This is a genomic window from Stenotrophomonas sp. IS26, from assembly GCF_054188265.1.
Genome location: NZ_JBSZJV010000002.1, coordinates 109,822 through 130,814, shown reverse-complemented (window position 1 = coordinate 130,814; position 20,993 = coordinate 109,822). Strand labels below are relative to the sequence as shown.

General features: G+C 61.2%; 16 protein-coding genes. 2 read left to right on the top strand and 14 right to left on the bottom strand.

Going from position 1 to position 20,993, the window contains the following annotated elements; genetic code table 11:
* The first annotated feature begins 97 nt into the window (after positions 1-97).
* Positions 98-391, top strand: a complete 294-nt coding sequence (locus ACW6W5_RS02520) for a helix-turn-helix domain-containing protein (protein ID WP_011516230.1) — start codon at positions 98-100, stop codon at positions 389-391.
* A 132-nt stretch (positions 392-523) separates the two neighbouring features.
* Here ACW6W5_RS02520 and ACW6W5_RS02515 read toward each other — a convergent pair whose 3' ends face one another.
* The 7 genes from ACW6W5_RS02515 to ACW6W5_RS02485 all read right to left on the bottom strand — a co-directional run bounded on the left by ACW6W5_RS02515 (position 524) and on the right by ACW6W5_RS02485 (position 7,896).
* The gene (locus tag ACW6W5_RS02515; protein ID WP_039388936.1) at positions 524-1,618 is read right to left on the bottom strand and encodes a DUF3800 domain-containing protein; all 1,095 of its coding nucleotides are present in this window, start codon (positions 1,616-1,618) and stop codon (positions 524-526) included.
* 521 nt (positions 1,619-2,139) lie between these two features.
* The gene (locus ACW6W5_RS02510) at positions 2,140-2,454 is read right to left on the bottom strand and encodes a DUF736 domain-containing protein (protein WP_039391711.1); all 315 of its coding nucleotides are present in this window, start codon (positions 2,452-2,454) and stop codon (positions 2,140-2,142) included.
* Positions 2,455-3,300: 846 nt separating this feature from the next.
* Positions 3,301-4,002, bottom strand: a complete 702-nt coding sequence (locus tag ACW6W5_RS02505) for a TIR domain-containing protein (RefSeq protein ID WP_223148854.1) — start codon at positions 4,000-4,002, stop codon at positions 3,301-3,303.
* 11 nt (positions 4,003-4,013) lie between these two features.
* Positions 4,014-4,607, bottom strand: a complete 594-nt coding sequence (locus tag ACW6W5_RS02500) for a DUF2321 domain-containing protein (protein ID WP_225247913.1) — start codon at positions 4,605-4,607, stop codon at positions 4,014-4,016.
* A 67-nt stretch (positions 4,608-4,674) separates the two neighbouring features.
* Positions 4,675-4,884 (bottom strand): hypothetical protein, encoded by a 210-nt coding sequence (locus ACW6W5_RS02495; RefSeq protein ID WP_039388937.1) that lies wholly within the window; start codon positions 4,882-4,884, stop codon positions 4,675-4,677.
* 62 nt (positions 4,885-4,946) lie between these two features.
* Complete coding sequence (locus ACW6W5_RS02490) at positions 4,947-7,007, bottom strand: ParB/RepB/Spo0J family partition protein (protein ID WP_039388938.1); 2,061 nt, start codon at positions 7,005-7,007, stop codon at positions 4,947-4,949.
* A gap of 64 nt (positions 7,008-7,071) precedes the next feature.
* Positions 7,072-7,896 carry a DUF932 domain-containing protein gene (locus ACW6W5_RS02485; protein WP_039388939.1) on the bottom strand — a complete coding sequence of 275 codons (825 nt, stop codon included), beginning with the start codon at positions 7,894-7,896 and terminating at the stop codon, positions 7,072-7,074.
* A 539-nt stretch (positions 7,897-8,435) separates the two neighbouring features.
* On the opposite strand from ACW6W5_RS02485, the gene ACW6W5_RS02480 reads away from it, so the two are divergent.
* A complete protein-coding gene (locus ACW6W5_RS02480; protein ID WP_039388940.1) occupies positions 8,436-10,739 on the top strand; it encodes an ATP-binding protein in 2,304 nt (767 codons plus the stop codon).
* A 91-nt stretch (positions 10,740-10,830) separates the two neighbouring features.
* Here ACW6W5_RS02480 and radC read toward each other — a convergent pair whose 3' ends face one another.
* The 7 genes from radC to ACW6W5_RS02445 form a co-directional block, all read right to left on the bottom strand.
* Positions 10,831-11,340, bottom strand: a complete 510-nt coding sequence (gene radC / locus ACW6W5_RS02475) for a RadC family protein (RefSeq protein WP_039388941.1) — start codon at positions 11,338-11,340, stop codon at positions 10,831-10,833.
* Between the two features lie 353 nt (positions 11,341-11,693).
* The gene (locus tag ACW6W5_RS02470) at positions 11,694-12,758 is read right to left on the bottom strand and encodes a PDDEXK nuclease domain-containing protein (protein WP_039388943.1); all 1,065 of its coding nucleotides are present in this window, start codon (positions 12,756-12,758) and stop codon (positions 11,694-11,696) included.
* Positions 12,755-13,954, bottom strand: coding sequence for a tyrosine-type recombinase/integrase (locus ACW6W5_RS02465; RefSeq protein ID WP_039388945.1), 1,200 nt, complete (start codon positions 13,952-13,954; stop codon positions 12,755-12,757). Before ACW6W5_RS02465 ends, ACW6W5_RS02470 begins: the two co-directional genes overlap by 4 nt.
* Before the next feature lie 228 nt (positions 13,955-14,182).
* A complete protein-coding gene (locus ACW6W5_RS02460) occupies positions 14,183-15,052 on the bottom strand; it encodes a crotonase/enoyl-CoA hydratase family protein (RefSeq protein ID WP_121036700.1) in 870 nt (289 codons plus the stop codon).
* A 158-nt stretch (positions 15,053-15,210) separates the two neighbouring features.
* Positions 15,211-16,887, bottom strand: coding sequence for a long-chain fatty acid--CoA ligase (locus ACW6W5_RS02455; RefSeq protein ID WP_152150741.1), 1,677 nt, complete (start codon positions 16,885-16,887; stop codon positions 15,211-15,213).
* A gap of 248 nt (positions 16,888-17,135) precedes the next feature.
* Positions 17,136-19,892 (bottom strand): aconitate hydratase AcnA, encoded by a 2,757-nt coding sequence (acnA, locus tag ACW6W5_RS02450; protein ID WP_152150743.1) that lies wholly within the window; start codon positions 19,890-19,892, stop codon positions 17,136-17,138.
* Positions 19,893-20,067: 175 nt separating this feature from the next.
* The gene (locus tag ACW6W5_RS02445; RefSeq protein ID WP_121036703.1) at positions 20,068-20,970 is read right to left on the bottom strand and encodes a LysR family transcriptional regulator; all 903 of its coding nucleotides are present in this window, start codon (positions 20,968-20,970) and stop codon (positions 20,068-20,070) included.
* Positions 20,971-20,993: the final 23 nt, after the last annotated feature.

The following is a 20,993-nucleotide window of genomic DNA, read 5'->3' as shown; positions in this document are numbered from 1 at the left end:
TTCCGTAAAAACGTAGAACCACAAAAAAGGATCGAATCGTATGAATGAGTTAAAGATAACGTGGTTTTAATTGTGCTGCGAATTGACGCTTCTGTCTATGCAGAAGCGCACCGTCCAGCGCGGCCGACCGGCCGGCTCCACCACCCATGACGCCGAGTTGGCTCACGCCTTCGGCGCAGCGGTGCGTGCGCTGCGGATGGAGCGCGGCATCGCGCAGGAATCGCTGGCGCACCAGGCCGGGATCGAGCGTTCCCACATGGGCAAGATCGAGCGCGGCGAGCACATGCCCACGCTGGCGATCATCTTCAAGATCGCCGGCGCGCTCGAATGCAGCACGGCGGTGCTGATGAGCGAGGCTGAAAGCCAGCTCGCAGCAGCGGCCCAGCCGTAGGCGACGGCCCAGCCGATCCGGCGCCGCCGGTTCGGGGAGTTCAGGGGCGCCAAGCCACGCGCGGCGGGGATAGCCCGCAGGGCTTTCCCTGGAGGCAAGCGAAGCGCGCCGCGTCGCAGTCGCAGAGGGAGGTCAGTACCCAGCCACCCCAAATAGCTGGTGTGCCATTTTATGAGGGCCTACTACGTTGATTCCTATCCCCCTATCTCTATCGCTGTGATGCAAAAGTAGATCGACCGCCTCGTCAAGAACCTGTGTATCACCTTCTTCTTGCAAATGTGCTTGGTACCAGCGCATTGATAGACCCGCCACTATATCGGAGAGTTGAATTCCTGTGCTTTCTGGTGATGCCTTAAAAAACAAATCAGCCATTTGCTGAAAGTTATAGTCTGAATAAGGCAATTTGAATTGTGCGGGGTCTACCTTAGCGTTCTCAGCCTGGAATTTGGCTTCGGCGATGATTTCATCGAAGTGGGCTTGCTCATCATGGAAAATTCGACATCCCTCCAAACTCCCAGACAAGTAAAGATTCATTCTGGCATAAATGTTGGTGAAAGATGAGAAATTCGGAAGCAGCCAAATCTCTTGGTCGCGCTTGCCGATGTCCGGGAGAGGCAAGAACCGTCTATGGGCTTTGTCTCCCTCTTTCTCAATCATGATGCGGAAGTCATCTTTGCTTTCTTCCACCTGCGAGGCGATGCCCTGCGCAACTTCATGGGAATGTTGGCTTACACAATCTTTGAGAAGATCGAAGTAGGTGCCAATCTTTTCATTTGATGGATTGTTCATGCATTGAACGAACTCATAAACCACATCGCTGGGAACTCGGTAATAAATGTAATCGGCAAAGATGTTTTTCATCCAAACGGTATCTTGTGATTCTGGAGTATTGAAATACGGAGGCCAGATGAAGCCGTTGGTAATGCTTACAGCCAGTTGGTACTTTTTGTCTACAATCTCAATGAAGAATGGGAAGTCGCTCTTCACCAAGAGATTGATGGCATCAAGAGCGAAGTCAGGCTTGCGCCTCAGAATTTTGCTGAGTTTAAGTTCGTTGGCCTGAATTTTGTGCTTCTGCCTTAAGGCGGCAAGCTCTGCTACAAGGCTGCTCTCATTAGAAATTCCCACTGCTGCCAAACTGAAAACAGCTTGCCCACCGAAATCAAGCGCTGCGCTAGTTCGCGCAAGATCCCCGGTATTGCCACTCTCGTCTATGTAGAAATCCATATCTCCCCCATCACAACGGAAAATTACAAATGAATGCCAATAGACTTGCGCAGCTTACGTGCTGCGAGAAGTCTAATGGAGACGTAGAAAGAGCCAAACCTCCGAGGGAAGCCAAAGGAGGTAAATAAGTTCCACATGATGCCTGAGGGGGCCGATTTCTTTGGCCTGCCCAATCGCTTCTGGTCAACGCCACCGGTTCGGGGCATTCAGGGGCGTCGAGCTACGCCCGGCGGGGATAGCGTTCCGGGCTTTCCCCCAGAGGGCAAGCGAAGCGCGCAGTGCTGCAGGCGCGAAGGCGTGAGGGATTGGAGCCGGATGGCCGTGACGGCGAAGTCGGCACGGGGCGCAGCCCGCAAAGCCCGGCGGTGCGACGCACCGACACGCCCGGCCGTTCTTGCAGCCTCAGTCCCAACGCATACGGAAGCGACTCGATACGGCGCAGCCCAGGCGATGGTGCTGCCTCCATACAGTGCCGCGAAAGCAGCACTGCGCCCCGCCGCGTGGGCGGGGCGCGGCGGCGGTCACGCCGCCTGGAGCTTGCTGCGCGACCAGATCAGGTCGTGCGTGCCGTTTTCGCCTTCGATCAGGCGGGCATAGACCGTGGCCGGGAACGAAGGATCGTCGAGGGTCACGGAGATGTATTCCCGCCCGGCCTCGCTGATCTTCTTCCACGCCGCGCCGATGTCGTGGCCGGCCGCCTGCAGGCGGAAGTCCGGGGCCTTCTCGTTGTCCCCCTTATCGTTGGGCATCAGCTTGACCTTGACGTTGAGCGTCAGGGTGCGAAGCGTGCCGGTGAAGCCGTCTTTGTCTGCGGTGAAGGTGCCGATGTTGGCCATGATGATTTCTCCTATCGGTGGAACAAGGTTCGCGCCCATCGCGTCCTTGTTGTGATCCGGCCGGCGGGGGACGGGCTGGCTGCACCGCTGGCGGCCGCAACGTAGTGGAGGGCCGGGAGGCGAAAAGAATTTGTCCCGCGAGGAATGCGCCGAACGCAGTGACAAAGCAGGGGAAATTGTTTTCGCCGGACGGTTGCAGCCATGAAGCCCGAGGCGCAGCCGTGCCACCGCCAGGATTCACAACAACACAAGGACGCCTTGGGCCGAACCACCCCCCATCCGAAAGGAGACAGGGCCGACTCGGTATCCCCGCCCGAAGGCTGCACCGGCTCGCCCCTGACGCGGGCCAGGTCAACCACCCGACGACAGGCGAGAACGCACCCGCCGCACCGTGCGGCGCCGGTCTATAGGCGTGCTGTGGAAGCGCCATAGCGATGCCGGGCGGGTTGTCTGTGAACCGTCCTTCGTGACGTGATGGGCAGGAACCGCCAGCGTTGAGGACGGCACGTATCCGCACAACCTGCCGCAGCAAGCTCCAGCGCGTTCGCCAGCGGCCCGGCCATCCGGCGCAGCCGGTTCGGCGGCATCGAGGGGCGCCAAGCTGCGCGCGGCGGGGATAGCCCGCAGGGCTTCCCCTGGAGGCAAGCGCAGCGCCACAGGCGCGGAGGCGTAAGGGATTGGAGCCGAATGGCCGTGACGGCAAAGGCGGCACGGGGCGCAGTCTGAAAGCACGGCGGCGCTTTGCGCCGTCACGCTCAAAAGTCTAAATGCACAACGAGGAGTTCATTCGGGGAAATGGCAGGTAATATTTACCCCCATTTTTGAATGGATTTCATTTGCCGATAACTACAGATTCGCCAATGAAATGGGATAACCCTGGGCCGCCATTTCCTTTGCCAGAAGCGGCCCTGCATCTTTTTGCAGATTGTCCTTGAACGGGATATAGAGCAACCCTTGGATGTCGGATGGGCGCTCCATATTGTCTTGTTGCTTCATGAGAATGGCAACGTTCTTGCGGCCGAGCAGCGTGAGCATCATGCCCAATTCCATCACAACGTTTTGGCGCGCACGGAACGCCTTTTCGTCTTCGTGACCAGCACGGTAGCCCTCGTCATCAGGCGTGGCCAGCACCACAGCAAAATTTACCTCTGCCGTGTACTTTTCCAATTTCTCGATGATGGTCTGCCCTTCCGAAGGAAGTTGATCCAAGATCAACGGCTCAAGCCTCCAGCGGCGCAGCATCGCTTCAAGCTCGGTTCGAGCAGCATTATCGTGTCCATAAACCACGAACACCTTGCTGAGCATTGGCTTAGCAGCGGCACCATTCTGTGGAGCTGCTGCCGCAGCCTGCGCAGGTTGTACGCCAAGGCAAGCCTTTACTGCCTCTTGGTTTTTGCCCTGAACATTGAAATTACCGGTGTGGTAGCTATTGACGATTGCACCATTTTGCAAACGAAGCTGTGTGCCAGTGCCGTTCGCAAGTGCTGTCTCATTCGCAATCTGAAGATTACCGGCCTGTAGGCAAGCTTTAATTTCGTCGAGAGTCATCGCCATTCCTTCTAAGCTCCCCAAATCGCTTTTTTCGCAGCTTCGCTGAGTACATCAACAACAATGTCGCGCACACCAGATGCAACCGAAGTGCCAACCTTCGTCATCACCTTCTTGAATCGAAGGGATGCAACTTGAGTTTTGGGACTGTCTTTGGTCAATTCCGTCAAATCAGTACGGAACTGCTGGACTTCTTCTGGCGACAGCTCTGCGCCTGCTTCCACTAGCTCAACAGCGCCAGCAATCTTGCGTTCAGTCCAAGGGAATCGGCCACCGCAGTTGTAGCAGAACGAGGGGGGCTCGTAATCACCCCCAAAGCCAAAAACGCCTTCAACGTAGTAATCGCCGCGAATGGATGCGCTGCACGAAGGACACTGCAGGATGGTCGCTTCGCCGCACTTAGAGCAGAACGCCTCTCGAAGCTCGGGATTCTGATCAGCGGCTGTTGTTGCGACATGCCCATTAGGGCAAACTTGTGCGACCCGATATGTCCCCATTGCGCTCCCTTGTTGATTTATGCCGATAGATACGACGTTGGTCAATTCAAGGCATTTTAAAGCAGCAGCGTGAAAATTGAAGGCGTGGACGTCACCGGGCGCGGCCACTGCCGCGCCCGGATTTTGCGTCCACCGCGCCCAGGACGGAACGGCCTGGGCGCGGTGCTGATCGCGGTTATTCCTTCGTCTCGATGATCCACCACACGGCACGCGGCAAGGCGCGGCCTGTGATGGGGTGAATGTCGGTGAGGTCGGCGCGGGCCGCCCAGCCCAGGGGCGGGCGATAGCCGCGCACGTCGCCATCGCCGTGCCAGCGGCGGGCGCGCACCGTGCCGGGGGCGTAGATTGCAGCCATGCGCGGGCGGCGGGTGGTGGTGCGGGTCATAGGCGGTTCTCCTTCCAGCGAAGCGCCCCAGTCAAGGCCGGGGCGCTTGCCTTCGGCGCGGGTCAAGCGGCCAGCGCCTCGGCGGGTTCATCCGCCATTGCTTCGGCATCCGCCGGTGCGTCCCGCTGCGGGCCTTCCTCCTGCGCGGCATCTTGTGGGCCTGCGATCTTGAAGATCGCAGGCATCCACCCCGTGCCATCCGCCAGCCGTTCGGCTTCGCTGGCAATGTCGGCCTTCTTCAATTTCGCCAGCCGGGAAACCTGCTCGGGCGCGTACTCGCCCACGGCTTGCAGAATCGCGGCCTTCGGCACATGCCGGAAATAACCGTCATTGGTGGGCTGCCACCATGCGGCCATGTCCAACCCCACGGCCTGCGCGAGTTCTGCGCCCGGTTGCTGCGGCGTGGCGCGGGGCGTCACCACATCCACCGTGGAAGCCACGCACACGGCCAGCAGTCGCACCAGTTCGTCTTGCGGCTTCGCCAGCAGCGCGGCGAACAGTTCGGCGCTGTCCTGCGGCAAGGCTTCGTCCGCCACCTGTTGCAGTTCGCGCAGCGCCACGACGGCGGGCGATTCCGGCCAGTCCGGGGCCATGCCTTCCAGCCGGTCTTGCACTTTCAGGCTCACGCCCAGGGGGAAGTCGTGGCCGTAGTAACGTTCCTGCAAGACGGTCTGCACCATGCCATGCACCACAGCAGCCAGTGCGGCTTGCGGATGCCGGGCGACTTCGATTTGCAGCGCGGCGGTGCGGTGGGCGCTCAAGCGTTGCGCCAACCGGTCGGACATGGCGGCGGTCTTGGGTGCGTCGTCGGCTTCCTCGTCTTCGTCGCTCCCGGCTTCGCCTTCGCTGTCGAAACCTTGGCGCAGCCGTTCCAACGTCCGTAGCGCCTTCGCCTCGGCCTCGCGCATCAGGCCGCGATGAATCACGGCCTCGCCGTTGCGGTCGATGGTGATGATGGCACCGGCTGCGGCCTTCACGTTCGGGCCGTAGCCTTGCAAGCCATCTTCCAGCGCCTGCAACTGCTCGCCCAGGGCTTCGCCTTCCTCCTGCAAGGCGTCGGCCTTATCCTCGTCGTCGGCATCCATCGCCGCATCCACGGCTTCGCCGATGGCTTGCATCTTCTCTTGCAGCTTTTCGATGCGCTGCGCTTCGCGCTTGTTCGGCTCGCGCCGTTCCCTCGGCGCACGCTGGAAGGCGTGCAGGTCGGCATGGGTGACGCCCGGCGTGGCATCCACCCAAGCCCAGCCCTCGGCGCGAACCGTGGCGGCGATGCCCGCCAGCCGGTCTTGCGCCAGCCGTTCCAGCAGCGCGGCGTCGGTCAGATACACGCCCGCGTCCCCCTCCGCGAACAGGTCACGGCGCACGCCGCCGCCTGCGGCCTCGTAGGTGTCCAGCCCGACGAAACGCACCAGTGGATGCCGGTAGGCGTCGATTTCGCGCTCGGTGAGACGGTCGCGCAGCGCGGACGGCTGGCGCTGCCATGTCGGTGCATCGTAGAAGGCGTTTTCCTGCGCGGCGTGGTCGTCAGTGATGGACAAGGCCATCAACTGATCGAGCGTGACGGCATCGGCGCGATAGTCGCCCATCAGGCGCGGCGAGACGTTCGCCAGCTTCAAGCGGCGCTGCACCACCAGCGGCGTGACGGAGAAATCCGCCGCAATGTCCTCAATTGGTCGGCCTTCTGCCACCAGCGCCGCGAAAGCCTCGAACTGGTCTGCGGGGTGCATCGCCTCGCGCTGCACGTTCTCGGTGAGGCTGGCGGTGCGGGCCGTGCCATCGGCCACTTGCAGGCAAGGCACCTCCCATTCCTTGCTGATGCGGTGCTTTTTCGCCAGCAGCTTCAACGCTGCGAGGCGACGGCCACCGGCCACGACTTCGTAATGCTCGCTACCTTCTCCATGTCGGGCGGATGCAATCACGATCAGGTTTTGCAGCAGACCCACGCGCTGGATGCTTGCGGCCAGTTCGGGGATGGACATGCGCGGGGTCTTGCGCACGTTGCGGCCCGTAGGGCGCGACACCAGCCGCGACAGCGGAACCAGAATCAGGTTCTTGGTCGGGTCGGCGGCTTCCAGCGCGGGGGCTTGGATGGCGCGGGCTTCGGTAGTGGTAACGGCGTTCATGGTGTATCTCCAATCGAATGAAACAAGGAATGGAGGGGAAACCGCCCCTCCTACGGGGGACGGGTCAGGCTTTCAACTGGCGCAGGCCATCGGCCAGCATCCACAAAGCGCGATTGAGGCGCACATCGGAATCAATGCCCTGTATCGGGCGGGTCTGCTGGCGGCGTCCGTTGGCGCTGCGGCCATGCAATCCGCCTTTGGTCAGGTTTTCTTGGGTGCGGTTGAACACGCTCCACAGATCGGGGCGGCGATCTTCAAACCGGCGCGGCATCAGAATCTGGCTTTCGGTGATGGGCGCAGGCTTGTTCGGGTCGTCGTACTTGAGCGTCAACGCGGCGCGGGCGAACACTTCGGCCTCGCCGTCGTCAAGCGTGATGGCGCGCATGGCATCGCGGGAATCGCGCACACGGTCGAAACCGCGCAGCACCTCGAAAGCGCCTTCGATGACTTGGCCCGCCACGTCGCCTTTGTGGGGGACGCGCACGTCCGCCACGGTGTCGCCGCACACAAGGCCATTGCTGCAAACAAATCGGAACTGGCCTGCCAGCATCTGGTAGCTGCTCGTGCCGTCGTGCGAGTTCAGCAGGATGATTTCATTGGCCTCCGTGCCGTTGATCTGGCTGGTATGGCGCAGGCGCAGCATGTGTTTCGTGTGCTCGCGCTTGCCTTCATCGCGCACGCGGGTTTGCGTCACCATGAAAGGCTGAAACCCTTCCTTGCGAAGCTCGGTCAGAACCGCCGCCGTGGGGATATAGGCGTATCGCTGCGAACGGCTCTCGTGCGGGGCATCCGCGAAGATGGACGGCGCTACCCGGTGAATCTGGTCATCGGACAGCGGGGTGTCGCTGCGCAGTGCGGGGGAATGGGAAGCGAAACGGTTTGCAAGCATGTCGTTCTCCTGACTTGGCTGTTGAAGAAAGCGCACACCGGATTCCTAGATTCAGAGCCCAGCCTTTCGGCTGTTCGGTGCGGTCGGCACGAGGAACCCGGTTGGCCCTGTTGCCACCGTCTTTCCTGAGTTCATCGCCCGCGACGGTCAGGAGCGCGCGGACGGGGGCCGTCAAGGAGACAAGCGCAGGGTTGGTGCGGCCCGCAGGCGCAGCCGAGGACACGGCCCTGCGCGCCTTGACGGCACACGGGCGCGGGCTACAGTCGCGGACAAGGTGATGAAGTCAGGGGAGACGGCTGGACATGGCAACGGCCCTCCCACACGCCGACCGCACGGCAAGCGAAGCGCGCAGGCCCGAAGCTGGAAGCCGGGCCGGAGGCGTCAGCGATGCGAAAGGCTGGCAAAGCCAGTCCCGCCAGGGATGAGCGACTAGCGAACCTGGAGCAGCGCGATCCGCGAAGCGGAGACGCAAAAGAACTCTTCGTTTATTATTTGTTTTGCAAGCAAATGTTGCTAAAGCAAGAACACGGGGGCTAAAAGTGATCGTCTGCATTAACCGTCTCAAGCAGTTCGGCATCTTCAGCGACTTCAATGGAACGAAGATCCAGAAGTTCGGCCGGTACAACCTTGTCTATGGCTGGAACGGAACAGGCAAGTCAACCCTATCGAATCTATTCTCTTGCTTTGAGCTTCGCTCGATGGTTCCTCGCTTCAGTGCGGGCCAGTTTTCAGTCGTTTTGGAGGACGGCTCCACGATCACGGAAACCACACTCCCTTCATCCCAATTAAATATCCATGTCTTCAATCAACGCTTTGTGCATGAGAACATTGATTGGGACAAATCCGTAAAAAGCATCCTTCTCATTGCGAAAGAGAAGATTGACGACTTGCAGAAACTGGAGAAGCTAAAAGGCGAGCTTCAATCGAAAAAGAAAGCTCACGACGAAAAGCAAAGTGACATCAAGAAGCAGCGTGAAGCATTGGATAAATTTCTGACCAATGCTGCCAAGAAAATGAAGCTAGGACTTCAGGCGATTGATACGAGCGATAGCTACTACTTGAATTATGATCGCCGAAAGCTCTCTAATTTCATTCAGAGTAATGGCGATGCCATTATTAAGCCTGACTCGGTTCTTCCAGATGAAAAGGTCATCGACCTTACGAATGCCGCCAAGCCAGATCAGCTTCCAAGCATCACTTTCGCCTCAACGGCCATTGAGCCGGACTACTTTAAGAAGGCGGCAGGTCGCATCAGAGACTTGATTGGAACTACAGCAGTCAATCAAGCTATCCAGCGGCTGACTGATAATCCGGACATTCGTGACTGGGTTCAAACAGGCTTGGAAATTCATAAGAACCATGATTCGCAATCCTGCGAGTTCTGCGGCTCTCCATTCACCCAGCTTCGTGCCGAGGCACTTGCCGCTCACTTCAGCAAAGAGTTCACGGATTTTCAAAGCCGGCTTCAGAGCGCCGCGACTTGGATTGAATCTCAAGGTGCTCCAGCCAATCAGTTGCCCGCAGCGACGGAGTTTTATAAAGAGCTATCGGCTGACGCAGATAAGCTCCAGAAAGAATACACATCTGCTGCTGAGAAGATCAACCAGCAAATAGACGGATGGCGGCAAGCTCTGAAAGCCAAAATTACAGACCCCGCAAAGACAGACATTCAGATTTCGGATGTGGTTGAAGAGGATGTCACGAATTTCAATGAGATCCTAAAGTCGATCGTTGCGCTCGTCGGAAAGCACAACAATAAGACTTCAAACTTCAAATCTGAGACATCCAAAAGCAAGGTGGCACTGGAACTTCACTTTGCTGCGGCTGAGGTGCAAGAATTTGACTATGCTGGAAGTGAGAAGAAATGCAATGACCTTGAGGCTGAAGCAAAGAATGACTACAAGGAAATTGAAAAACTTGGTCAAGAGGTCGGAGCAATAGAGGCGCTGCTCTCAAATGAGACGGTTGGGGCGAAGGAGTTCAATGACATCCTGCATCGTTTCATCGGTCGCTCTGAGCTTTGCCTGAGCTTTAATCAAAAGAAAAAAGGCTATGAGATCATCAGAAACGGAGTGGGTGAGCATGATGGGAATTTGAGCGAAGGTGAGAAGACTGCGATTGCATTCGTCTACTTCATCACGAAGCTCAAAGAAAACGGAAACAACATCAAGGACACGATTGTGGTTGTTGATGATCCCGTCTCAAGCTTTGACTCAAATCACTTGTTTCATGCCTATTCGTTCCTGAGAACTCAATGCACTGAAGCCAAGCAACTTTTTGTGCTGACTCATAATTTCACCTACTTCAAGCTAGTGAGAGACTGGTTCACTGGAACGAACAGGAACAGGATTGCCAAAGGAAAAGCTGAGAATTGTTTCTTCTATCGACTGGATGCGCCTCCTGGTTCACCCCGCCATTCGCTGCTTGTTGATGCCGATGATTCTCTGAAAAATTACGGTTCTGAGTATCACTACATCTTCAAAAAGCTCTATGAATACAGGGCGCATACGATCCTTAATAGAGATGAAGCCTTTTTGACTGCGAACCTCGCTCGCAAGCTCATTGAATCGTTCTTTACCTTCAAATATCCCAGGCGGAGAAGCGACATCAGTCAACTGATGGATGTTGGTCTGAAAGACTGCGCCATCACAACGCCGGAACTCAAGGAAAAAATATATCGCTTTATCAACAAATACTCGCATAGCGATGTAATTGAAATAACCGAGGAATCGGCAGAAAACTTGGCTGGCGAAAGCCATAGCGTCATCGGACACATCTTTCAGTGGTTTGAAGAAGTGGACAAGAAGCATTACGACGAAATGATTCAGGTTGTGACTTCTTGAGCATTAACTTCAGAACGAAGGCACGGACAGGCAAGGGCCGCGCGCAGGCCCTGCCAGCAGGCGCAGCAAAAAGGGGCCGAAGCCCCTTGAGCTAGATCAGCCCACGCTCGGCGAACGATGCCGTTGCGTTGCCGGCGACGATGACGTGATCGAGTACGCGCACGTCCACAAGCCCCAGCGCTTCCCTGAGCCGCTGGGTCAGCGCTTGGTCTGCCGCACTCGGCTCGGGATTACCGCTCGGATGATTGTGCGAAACGATGACCGCGGCCGCGTTGTGCCGCAGGGCTGCCTTGACCACCTCGCGCGGATGCACTTCGGCCGAGTCGATGGTGCCCTGGAACATCTCGGCATACTCGATCAGGCGATGCCGTGTATCGAGGAACAGCACGGCGAACACTTCATGCTCGAAGCCACCCAACTTGGTGCACAGGTACTCCTTGACCGCCGCCGGCGAAGTGAACGATGCACCGCGCTGCATCTTGTGCTCGATGGCCTGGCGCGCAGCGTCCAGAATCTGGTCGGCCGTCGCCGGCTGGTAGTGACCCTTCGCATCGCGCACCATCAGCGAGGCATCGAACGAGGAAAAGGAAAATTGCGACATGAGCGTGCTCCGGTTGCACGGGCGGAATTGCCCGGAACCGTCGCCAGCACGGCGCAGCGCAAGCAGTCAGGGGTCGCAGACGGCCGCCAGGACGCAAGCGCGCATGGCGCGCGCTGCCCTTGACGGCGAGAACGCCGTGATACGGTGATGGGAACAGCAAGACCGCCCACACCCGCCCACTGCACACACCTTGCTTTTGGGGCAAGCGGAGCGCGTAGGCCCGGATCAACGAGCAGGGCCGGAGGCGTCAGTGATGGAAGCCCGGCAGGGGCGAGACTCGCGCAGCGAGGCTTGATGCGCAGCACGAGAGCGCGACGGCGGCACGCCGGGACGCCCGAATGCCTGGGGCAGAACTACTCGGCATCCGTCTTGCGCTGCTCGATCTGCAAACGTGCCCTCTCGGTCGCCTGCTGCAACCGCTCACCCAACACCGCACGCGGCGGCAAGCTCGTCAGGTACTCGGCCACATGGATGCCCGACTTGTCCAACTCCAGCAACTCGATCTGTTCGCGCTTCTTGCCGGTGCAAAGGATGATCCCCAGCGGCGAGGCTTCCTCCGGCTCGCGCTCATGCTTGTCCAGCCAGCGCAGATAAAGCTCCATCTGCCCTTTGTACGCGGCCTTGAACTCGCCGACCTTCAACTCCACCGCCACCAGGCGCCGCAGCTTGCGGTTGTAGAAAAGCAGGTCGAGGTGGAAATCCTCGTCGTCGATCTGGATGCGCTTCTGCCGGGCAACGAAAGAGAAACCCGCGCCCAGCTCCAGCAGGAACGACTCCATTTCACGGATGATCGCGGCCTCCAAATCGCCTTCCTGCCAGGTGTCCCGCAGCCCGAGGAAGTCGAGGATGTAGGGATCGCGCATGACCAGGGCGGGCGACATGCGCTGCGCGTCGCGCATCGTCGCCAGCTCCTGCGCAATGGTTTCGTCCGGCTTTTGGGACAGCGCGGTGCGCTCGTAGAGCATCGAGTCGATGCGCTCGCGCAGCGTCCGCACGCTCCAGCGGCCGGCACTCGCCATCTGCGCGTAGTAGTCCCGCTGGAGCGGGTCTTTGAGCGGCAGTAGGGCCAGAAAATGTGACCAGCTCAATTGTCGTGACAGCGTCACGACAATTGGCTCGTCCGAGTAGGTGGCGGCGAACTGCACCATCCGGCGCAGATTCTTGTCCGCGAAGCTGCGCCCGTAGTCGCGTACCAACTGCTCGGCCAAGGTTGGCAGGATTTCCTCGCCGTACCCGGCCCGCTGACCGGCCAGCACTTCCGTATGGATACGCTGGCCGATGCGCCAGAACAGCAGGGTCAGCTCGGCATTGACGGCCGAGGCAGCGCGCTTGTGCGCCGCCTCGATCAGCGCCCGAATATCGCCCAGCAGCGCCGACGGCGCTGCGGATGACGCCACGGATACTTTGCGCCGGTTCATGTCGTCACCTTCACGGGGCGCTGCGCCCCGGTGATTGTCTTGCGCCGGTTCGCCACCAGTTCGGCCGCCTTGCGCACCGGGTCATCCTCGGTGTGGACGTAGCGCATGAACATCGCGACGGTCTTGTGCGCCGTCAGCGCCATGCCGACCTTGACCGGGATGCCCGAGTTGGCAATGTCGGTAGCCGAACGATGCCGGATGCCGTGCGTACCGACGTGGGCCGCTCCAGCAGCCTTGAGCGCACGGCACCAGCCGTTGTAATACTCGCCCGTGGTCAAGTGCTGGCCCTCATGGTTTGGGGACGGCAGCACATGGGGAATGCCGTCCTGCCTCGGCGCGGTCGAAAGCAGTCGGTAGGCTTCCTCACTCATGGGCTTGGACATGCCGCCGGTCTTGCTGTCAGGCCAAACCACGCGCCGGTTCTCGAAGTCCACCCAATCCCATTGGAGCGTGACGATTTCGCCACGGCGGGCAGCGAACTCGAATTGCAAGCGGATCGCCAGGGGAATGACGTAAGGCTCCAGCCCTTCCGCCTCCAGCTTGCCCAGATGGCGGAAGATCCGCGCCATGTCCTCGTCGCTGATGAGGTGCGTGGCCTTCCCGTTGGGGTACATCGGGACGTGGCGGCACGGGTTGGTTCCATCCGTCCGGTAGCCCCACACCTCGGCCAGATTGAACATCCTGCGCATCACGCTGAAAGCGTTGTTGGCCTCGGCCGGCTTGTGGGCCATCTTCTTCATCACCGTGGCCACGTCGGGCCGCTTCACGTCCTGCACCTTCATCCGGCCCAGCATCGGAACGATGCAGCGGTCTATGACAGCCTGATAGCCGCGTTGCGTGCTGGGCTTGTTGCGCAGCTTGGAGTAGTCCTCCATGAACTTGCCGCACAGTTCCGCGACCGTAGGCGCGGCACGGGCGGCGGCCTTGGCCGCCCCAGGATCACCGCCCTTGCGCACCTCGGCCAGCCACTCCTGGGCCAAGGCGCGGGCCTGCTCGACGGTCAGTTCCCCATACAGGCCCAAGGCGGGCTTGCGCCGCTCTCCGGCATTCGTGCGGTATTGCAGCATGAACACCTTGCGGCCCGCCGGGGTGATCTTGCAGAGGAAGCCGGGCACCATCGTGTCCCGGAGTTCGACAGCCTGCGCCTGGGGTTGTGCCGCATCGACGGCGGACTTGGTGAGCTTGAGTTTTGCCATGATGACTCCTCGGAACGACCCGGTTTCCAAGAGCCACATGGGAGCCATGCGAGCACAAGCCGGGTCAGGTTTCAGAAAGCACCGGCATATGTTGAACTCGCCTAAGTCATTGATAAACCTGCTGCATCTGGCTTGGGCGTAGTCCGGCGTAATGTCGGGCTGGAGTCATCGTGAAATAAAAAAAGCCCGGCGGCAGCCGGGCTTGAACAACACAGGGGAGGGGAGGACTCAGGCGACGTCGAGGGTGGCGCGGCGGGTCTGGGCCTTGATCAGGCGGTCCATGGTGCGCAGCGACTTGTCGCCCAGCGCCAGCGCCGAATCGACCCACACTTTGGTGATCTCCAGCAGTTCGTCGTAGCGCACGGCCTGGGCCAGGTTGCGCGCGGCATTCATCGCCAGGTACGAGTGCGGAATGCGCTGATGCTGGCGGATCAGATCCTCGACCGCCTTGACCCCCTGGCCCTTCGGCACCAGCACGTCGACCACGCCCATGGCGTGCATCTCTTCGGAGGAATACACGCGGCCGTCCAGGATGATCTTCTCGGCCAGCTGGGGGGCCACGCGCTTGCACAGGAACGAGTACGCGCCCATGCCCGGGAACAGGCCGAACAGCACTTCCGGCAGGCCCATGCCGCAGCCTTCCTCGGCCACGATGGTGTGGCAGGCCAGCGCCATCTCCAGGCCGCCGCCGAGCGCGTCGCCCTGGATCAGCGCGATCGAGCGCACGTCGCCACCGAAGCCGGTGTGCAGGTGGTGCACGCCTTCCACGCAGCGCTGTGCGTAGGTCAGCAGGCGGTCGCGGTTGCCCTCGCGGATCAGGCGGGTGAACAGATCCAGATCGCCGCCCAGGTTGTAGGCATTCGCATCGGAGGCGAGCACGAAATGGCGCAGCTTGCCGCTGTTGCGCTCGGCCGGTGTGCGGGTGATGGCGCTCATGAAATTCCACATTTCATCGAGCATGTCCTTCCGGCAGCACGGGCGGATGCCGCTGGCGGCATCGGCGTGCATGTACAGCCAATGGGCATCGTCGTTGCCCGTGGTGTCGGTGCGGATGGTGGCGTAGCGGTGGTTGACGGGCAGCTTTTCAATGGTGCTCATGGCGATTTCCTCGGAGGCTGGCCCGCTGGGAGGACGGTGGGCGGCGGGCCTGACGGGTCCACACGCCGCGATCCTACACCCCCGGCATCTCACGCAATGCAAAAGGCCCCCGCCGTTGCCGGCAGGGGCCCTGTGAAGATGCAGCCGTTGGGGAACCGTTACGGCGCGGGCGTATCGCGCAGTTCGCGGCGCAGGATCTTGCCGACGTTGGTCTTCGGCAGCTCCTTGCGGAACTCCACGATGCGCGGATGCTTGTAACCGGTCAGGTTGGCACGCGCATGCTCCTTGACCATTTCCGCGGTGAGGTTGGGGTCCTTCTTGACGATGACCACCTTGACCACTTCGCCGGATTTCTCGTCGGGCACGCCGACCGCGGCGACTTCGAGCACGCCGGGCATCATCGCGATGACGTCTTCAACCTCGTTGGGATACACGTTGAAGCCGGACACCAGGATCATGTCCTTCTTGCGATCCACGATGTAGAAGAAGCCCTGCTCATCCATGCGCGCCATGTCGCCGGTGTGCAGCCAGCCCTCGGCATCGACCGCCTGCGCGGTGTCCTCCGGGCGCTGCCAGTAGCCCTTCATCACCTGCGGGCCCTTGATGCACAGCTCGCCGACTTCGCCGGCGGCCAGCGTCTTGCCGGCGTCATCCTTCACGCAGGCATCGGTGGACGGGATCGGCAGGCCGATCGCGCCGTTGTATTCGGCCAGGCTGAGTGGATTGATGCAGGCGGCCGGCGAGGTCTCGGTCAGGCCGTAGGCCTCGACCAGGGTCACGCCGGTGACCTTCTTCCAGCGCTCGGCGACGGCGCGCTGCACCGCCATGCCGCCCCCCAGGGTGACCTTCAGCGAGGAGAAATCGACCTCGTCGAAGCCGGGCGTGTTGAGCAGGCCGTTGAACAGCGTGTTGACGCCGGTGATCGCGGTGAAGCGGGTCGCCTTGAGCTCCTTGACGAAGCCCTTCATGTCGCGCGGGTTGGTGATCAGGTAGTTGCAGCCACCGAACTTCATGAAGACCAGGCCGTTCGCCGTCAACGCGAAGATGTGGTACAGCGGCAGGGCGGTGATGATCACCTCCTTGCCCATCTCGATCCCCGAGGCGGAGATCCAGGCCGAAGCCTGCTGCATGTTGGCGACCAGGTTGCGGTTGGTCAGCATCGCACCCTTGGCCACGCCGGTGGTGCCGCCGGTGTACTGCAGGAAGGCGACGTCGTCGTGATCGATCTCGACCTTGGGCAGGGTGTGGCGGCTGCCCAGCTTGAGCGCCTGGTTGAAGCGGATCGCACCGCGCAGGCTGTAGTTGGGCACCATCTTCTTGATGTACTTCAGCACGAAGTTCACCACGATGCCCTTGGCGCCGAGCATGTCGCCCAGGCCGGTGGTCACCACCTGCTTGATCGGGGTATCAGCGATGACCTGCTGCACGGTGTCGCAGAAGTTGTCGACCACCACCAGCACGGCCGCGCCGGAATCCACCAGCTGGTGCTTGAGCTCGCGGGCGGTGTACAGCGGGTTGACGTTGACCACGGTCAGGCCGGCACGCAGCACGCCGAAGGTCGCGATCGGGTACTGCAGGCAGTTGGGCATCATCAGGGCAACGCGGTCGCCCTTCTTGAGCTGCAGCTCACCGAGCAGGTAGGCGGCGAACTGTTCGACCAGTGCGTCCGTTTCCCCGTAGGTCAGAACCTTGCCGAAACTGGAGTAGGCGGGGCGGTCGCGGAACTTGGCCACCGAGGTGTCGAAGACGGCCGACACCGAATGGAACTCATTGACGTCGATCTCGGCGGGTACGCCTTTGGGATAACTCTGCAGCCAGGGTCGTTCCAGACTCATATTCCCCCTCCAGGAAACGTGGATGATGTAACGCGATGACGGAGAGTATCCGTCGTTTCATGCCTCGGCAGCATACCGTCCCGAATGGGAAACGCGAAGGGCCGGTGAAGAAAGGCGGCGGAGAGGGTTCCCGGGCGCGCTGTTTGCGACATGCCAGGTCGATGCCCACGACCAACGGTCGTGGGCTACCGTGGGGATCACGACCGTTGGCGGTGTGACCCGGTGCCGCCGAGAGCGCGGCGGCTGGCTTACTTCTTGCCCGCCAGCTGGCGCAGCACGTACTGCAGCAGGCCGCCGTGCTTGAAGTACTCCACTTCCTTCGGGGTCAGCAGCATTACATGGGCCTGGAAGGTCTTCCTGGTGCCATCGGCGCGGGTCGCGGTGAGGGTGGCCGACTTGCTGGCGCCATCCTCCAGGCCGGTGATGTCCACCACTTCCGAACCGTCCAGGCCCAGGCTCTGTGCGTTGTCGCCGTTCTTGAACTGCAGCGGCAGCACGCCCATGCCGACCAGGTTGGAGCGGTGGATGCGCTCGAAGCTCTCGGCGATCACCGCCTTGACGCCCAGCAGGTTGGTGCCCTTGGCTGCCCAGTCGCGGGAGGAACCGGTGCCGTATTCCTTGCCGGCGAACACCACCAGCGGGACGCCCTCGGCCTTGTACTTGACGGCCGCATCATAGATCGCCAGCTTCTGCGGTTCGCCGCCGTCCTTCGGGAAGTACAGCGTGTTGCCGCCTTCTTCGCCGCCGAACATCAGGTTCTTGATCCGGATGTTGGCGAATGTGCCGCGCACCATGACGTCATCGTTGCCGCGACGGCTGCCATAGCTGTTGAAGTCGGCCGGCTGCACGCCACGCCCCTGCAGGAAGCGGCCCGCCGGGGAATCCTTTTTGATGTTGCCGGCCGGGGAGATGTGATCGGTGGTGATCGAGTCGCCGAACAGGCCCATCACACGCGCGCCGTGCACGTCGTCGATGTGGCCGACGTCCATCGTCATGCCCTCGAAGTAGGGCGGGTTCTTGATGTAGGTCGAGGTGCCATCCCACTCATACAGATCGCCATCGGGCGACTTGATGGTGTTCCAGCGGGTGTCGCCCTTGAATACGTCGGCATAGTTCTTCTTGAACATCTCCGGCCCGATGGTCGCGGCGATCACGTCGCCGATTTCCTTGTTGCTGGGCCAGATATCGCGTAGGTACACCGGCTGCCCATCACTGCCCGTGCCCAGCGGCTCGGTGGTCAGGTCGATATCGGTGGTGCCGGCGATGGCGTAGGCGACGACCAGGGGCGGGCTGGCCAGGTAGTTCATTTTGACTTCCGGGTGCACGCGGCCTTCGAAGTTGCGGTTGCCCGACAACACCGATGCCACCACCAGGTCACCAGCAGCGATGCCCGCGCTGACTTCGGTCGGCAGCGGGCCGGAGTTGCCGATGCAGGTGGTGCAACCATAGCCGACCACATAGAAACCGATCTTCTCCAGCTCGGCGAGCACACCGGCTTTTTCCAGGTAATCGGTGACCACGCGCGAGCCCGGGCCGAGCGAGGTCTTGACCCACGGCTTGCGGTCCAGGCCCTTGGCCGCAGCGTTGCGGGCGAGCAGGCCGGCACCGATCATCACCGCCGGGTTGGAGGTATTGGTGCACGAGGTGATCGCGGCGATCACCACCGCGCCATCTTTCAGGCGGAATCTGTGACCATCCAGCTCGACATCGCTGTAGCCCTTGGCCAGCTGTTCGTTGCCGACCGCCGCACCGCCGCCTTCGTTGACGAACTTGGAGACGTCGTCATTGCGCTTGTCGCGGTTGGTGGTCAGGCCGACCAGGTTCTCGCGGTAGTTCTGCTTGACGTCTTCCAGCAGCACGCGGTCCTGCGGGCGCTTCGGGCCGGCCAGCGACGGCTTGACCTGACCCATGTCCAGTTCCAGCGTGGCGCTGTAGCTGGCGTGCGCGGTGTTGGCGTCGTGCCACAGGCCCTGGGCCTTGGCATAGGCTTCGACGAGATCGATCTGCGCTTCGCTGCGGCCGGACAGGCGCAGGTAGGTCAGTGATTCCTCATCGATCGGGAAGATGCCGCAGGTCGCGCCGTACTCCGGCGCCATGTTGCCGATCGTGGCACGGTCAGCCAGCGGCAGATGCTGCAGGCCCTCACCGAAGAACTCCACGAACTTGCCGACCACGCCGTGCTTGCGCAGCATCTGGGTGACGGTCAGCACCAGATCGGTGGCGGTGGCGCCTTCGGGCATGCGGCCGGTCAGCTTGAAGCCGACCACCTGCGGGATCAGCATCGACGACGGCTGGCCGAGCATGGCGGCCTCGGCTTCGATACCGCCCACGCCCCAGCCGAGCACGCCGATGCCATTGATCATCGTGGTGTGGCTGTCGGTCCCGAACACGGTGTCCGGGTACGCCACCGCCTTGCCATTCTTGTCCGCGGTCATGACGACGCGGGCCAGGTTTTCCAGATTCACCTGGTGGACGATGCCGGTGTTGGGCGGCACCACCTTGAAGTTGTCGAAGGCCTTCTGGCCCCAGCGCAGGAAGCCATAGCGTTCCTGATTACGCTGGAATTCGATCTTGCCGTTGAGGTCCAGCGCGTCGGGCGTACCGAACACATCGACCTGCACCGAGTGATCGATCACCAGCTCGGAGGGAATCTGCGGATTGATCTGCTCCGGCCGACCGCCGAGCTTGACCACCGCATCGCGCATCGCGGCCAGATCGACCACGCAGGGCACACCGGTGAAATCCTGCAGCACCACGCGGGCCGGCATGAAGGCGATCTCGATGTCGGGCTCGGCCTTGGGGTCCCACTGGGCCACGGCCTGGATGTGGTCCTTGCCGACGGTGACGCCACCATCCTCATGCCGGAGCAGATTCTCCAGCAGGATCTTCATCGAGTAGGGCAGGTGGGAGATGTCGAACGTCTGTCCGAGCTTGGGCAGGCTGAAGTAGTCGTAGGTGGTGCCGCCGACGTCCAGCTGGCTGCGGGTGGAGAACGAATCGCTCATTGCAGATGACTCCTTTGCTGATGGCTTGCAGCGGCTGCGCCGGAACGCGCGCCTGCTTGCGGCTGCCGTCGGGCTCGCTGCGCCCGCCGATCCCTCGCAGTATGCGACAGCGGCGGGGGCGTGCCAGCCCTTGGGCTCAGGACGCAAGGTTACACGGGCATGTGTAGTGCCGATGTCACGGCTGGCCGCGCCACTGGCTCATCAGCATCTGCAGGAAGCGCTCGGCGCTGGGCGAGAGCAGGGCGCCGCGGCGGCGCACGATGCCGATGGTGCGCGAGACCACCGGGTTGCCGATCGGTCGGGTGACCAAGGTCGGGTGCTCGCCATCCGGGGTCGCCATCTTCGGCAACACCGACACGCCGATGCCGGCCTCGACCATGCCCAGCGAGGTGGACAGGTGGGTCACTTCGTAATGCCAGCTGAGCTTGAGGTTCTCGCGCGCCAGCGCACCATCGAGCAGCGTCCGGTTGCCGCTGGTGCGGTGCACCGTAATCAGCTGATGGCGGGCGAGGTCGGCCCATTCAACCTTCTTCTTTTTCGCCAGCGGGTGGTCGCGGCGGCAGGCGAGCACGAACGGGTCTTCTGCCAGGACGTCGAAATCCAGATTGGGATCGTTGGCACCCATGAAGTTGATGCCGAACTCGACCTCGCCACGTTCGACCGCCTGCAGGCCTTCAGTGGCCGGGATGTCCAGGATGCGGAAGCGCACGTTCGGGAAGGCCTCGTGGAAGCGGGCCATCACACTGGGCAGGAAGTAGAACGCGGCCGTGGGCAGGCAGGCGATGGTGACCTGGGCACCGCGGGTGTCGTCCTGGCCCCGCACCGAGAACAGCGAGCCGTCGAATTCTTCCAGCATGCGCCGCACCAGCGGCAGCAGGTTCTCGCCGACGGCCGTGGTGGAGACGCTGCGCGTGGTGCGCTCCAGCAGCGGCGCCCCGACGGCCTGTTCGAGCTTCTGGATGCGGCGGCTGAGCGCAGGCTGGGACACGTGCAGCGCTTCGGCCGCGCGGTGGAAACTGCGCGTCTCGGCGATCAGCAGAAAGGCGCGGAGATCCAGAATTTCGCAATTGATGCTCATGGGGTATCAATCATCCAAAAAAG

What these genes read in the sequence shown, in the direction of transcription:
- ACW6W5_RS02520 (WP_011516230.1), top strand. Translation starts at nt 98, where the DNA reads ATGCAGAAGCGCACCGTCCAGCGCGGCCGACCGGCCGGCTCCACCACC.
- ACW6W5_RS02515 (WP_039388936.1), bottom strand. Translation starts at nt 1,618, where the DNA reads ATGGATTTCTACATAGACGAGAGTGGCAATACCGGGGATCTTGCGCGA.
- ACW6W5_RS02510 (WP_039391711.1), bottom strand. Translation starts at nt 2,454, where the DNA reads ATGGCCAACATCGGCACCTTCACCGCAGACAAAGACGGCTTCACCGGC.
- ACW6W5_RS02505 (WP_223148854.1), bottom strand. Translation starts at nt 4,002, where the DNA reads ATGACTCTCGACGAAATTAAAGCTTGCCTACAGGCCGGTAATCTTCAG.
- ACW6W5_RS02495 (WP_039388937.1), bottom strand. Translation starts at nt 4,884, where the DNA reads ATGACCCGCACCACCACCCGCCGCCCGCGCATGGCTGCAATCTACGCC.
- ACW6W5_RS02490 (WP_039388938.1), bottom strand. Translation starts at nt 7,007, where the DNA reads ATGAACGCCGTTACCACTACCGAAGCCCGCGCCATCCAAGCCCCCGCG.
- ACW6W5_RS02485 (WP_039388939.1), bottom strand. Translation starts at nt 7,896, where the DNA reads ATGCTTGCAAACCGTTTCGCTTCCCATTCCCCCGCACTGCGCAGCGAC.
- radC (WP_039388941.1), bottom strand. Translation starts at nt 11,340, where the DNA reads ATGTCGCAATTTTCCTTTTCCTCGTTCGATGCCTCGCTGATGGTGCGC.
- ACW6W5_RS02470 (WP_039388943.1), bottom strand. Translation starts at nt 12,758, where the DNA reads ATGAACCGGCGCAAAGTATCCGTGGCGTCATCCGCAGCGCCGTCGGCG.
- ACW6W5_RS02465 (WP_039388945.1), bottom strand. Translation starts at nt 13,954, where the DNA reads ATGGCAAAACTCAAGCTCACCAAGTCCGCCGTCGATGCGGCACAACCC.
- ACW6W5_RS02460 (WP_121036700.1), bottom strand. Translation starts at nt 15,052, where the DNA reads ATGAGCACCATTGAAAAGCTGCCCGTCAACCACCGCTACGCCACCATC.
- ACW6W5_RS02455 (WP_152150741.1), bottom strand. Translation starts at nt 16,887, where the DNA reads ATGAGTCTGGAACGACCCTGGCTGCAGAGTTATCCCAAAGGCGTACCC.
- acnA (WP_152150743.1), bottom strand. Translation starts at nt 19,892, where the DNA reads ATGAGCGATTCGTTCTCCACCCGCAGCCAGCTGGACGTCGGCGGCACC.
- ACW6W5_RS02445 (WP_121036703.1), bottom strand. Translation starts at nt 20,970, where the DNA reads ATGAGCATCAATTGCGAAATTCTGGATCTCCGCGCCTTTCTGCTGATC.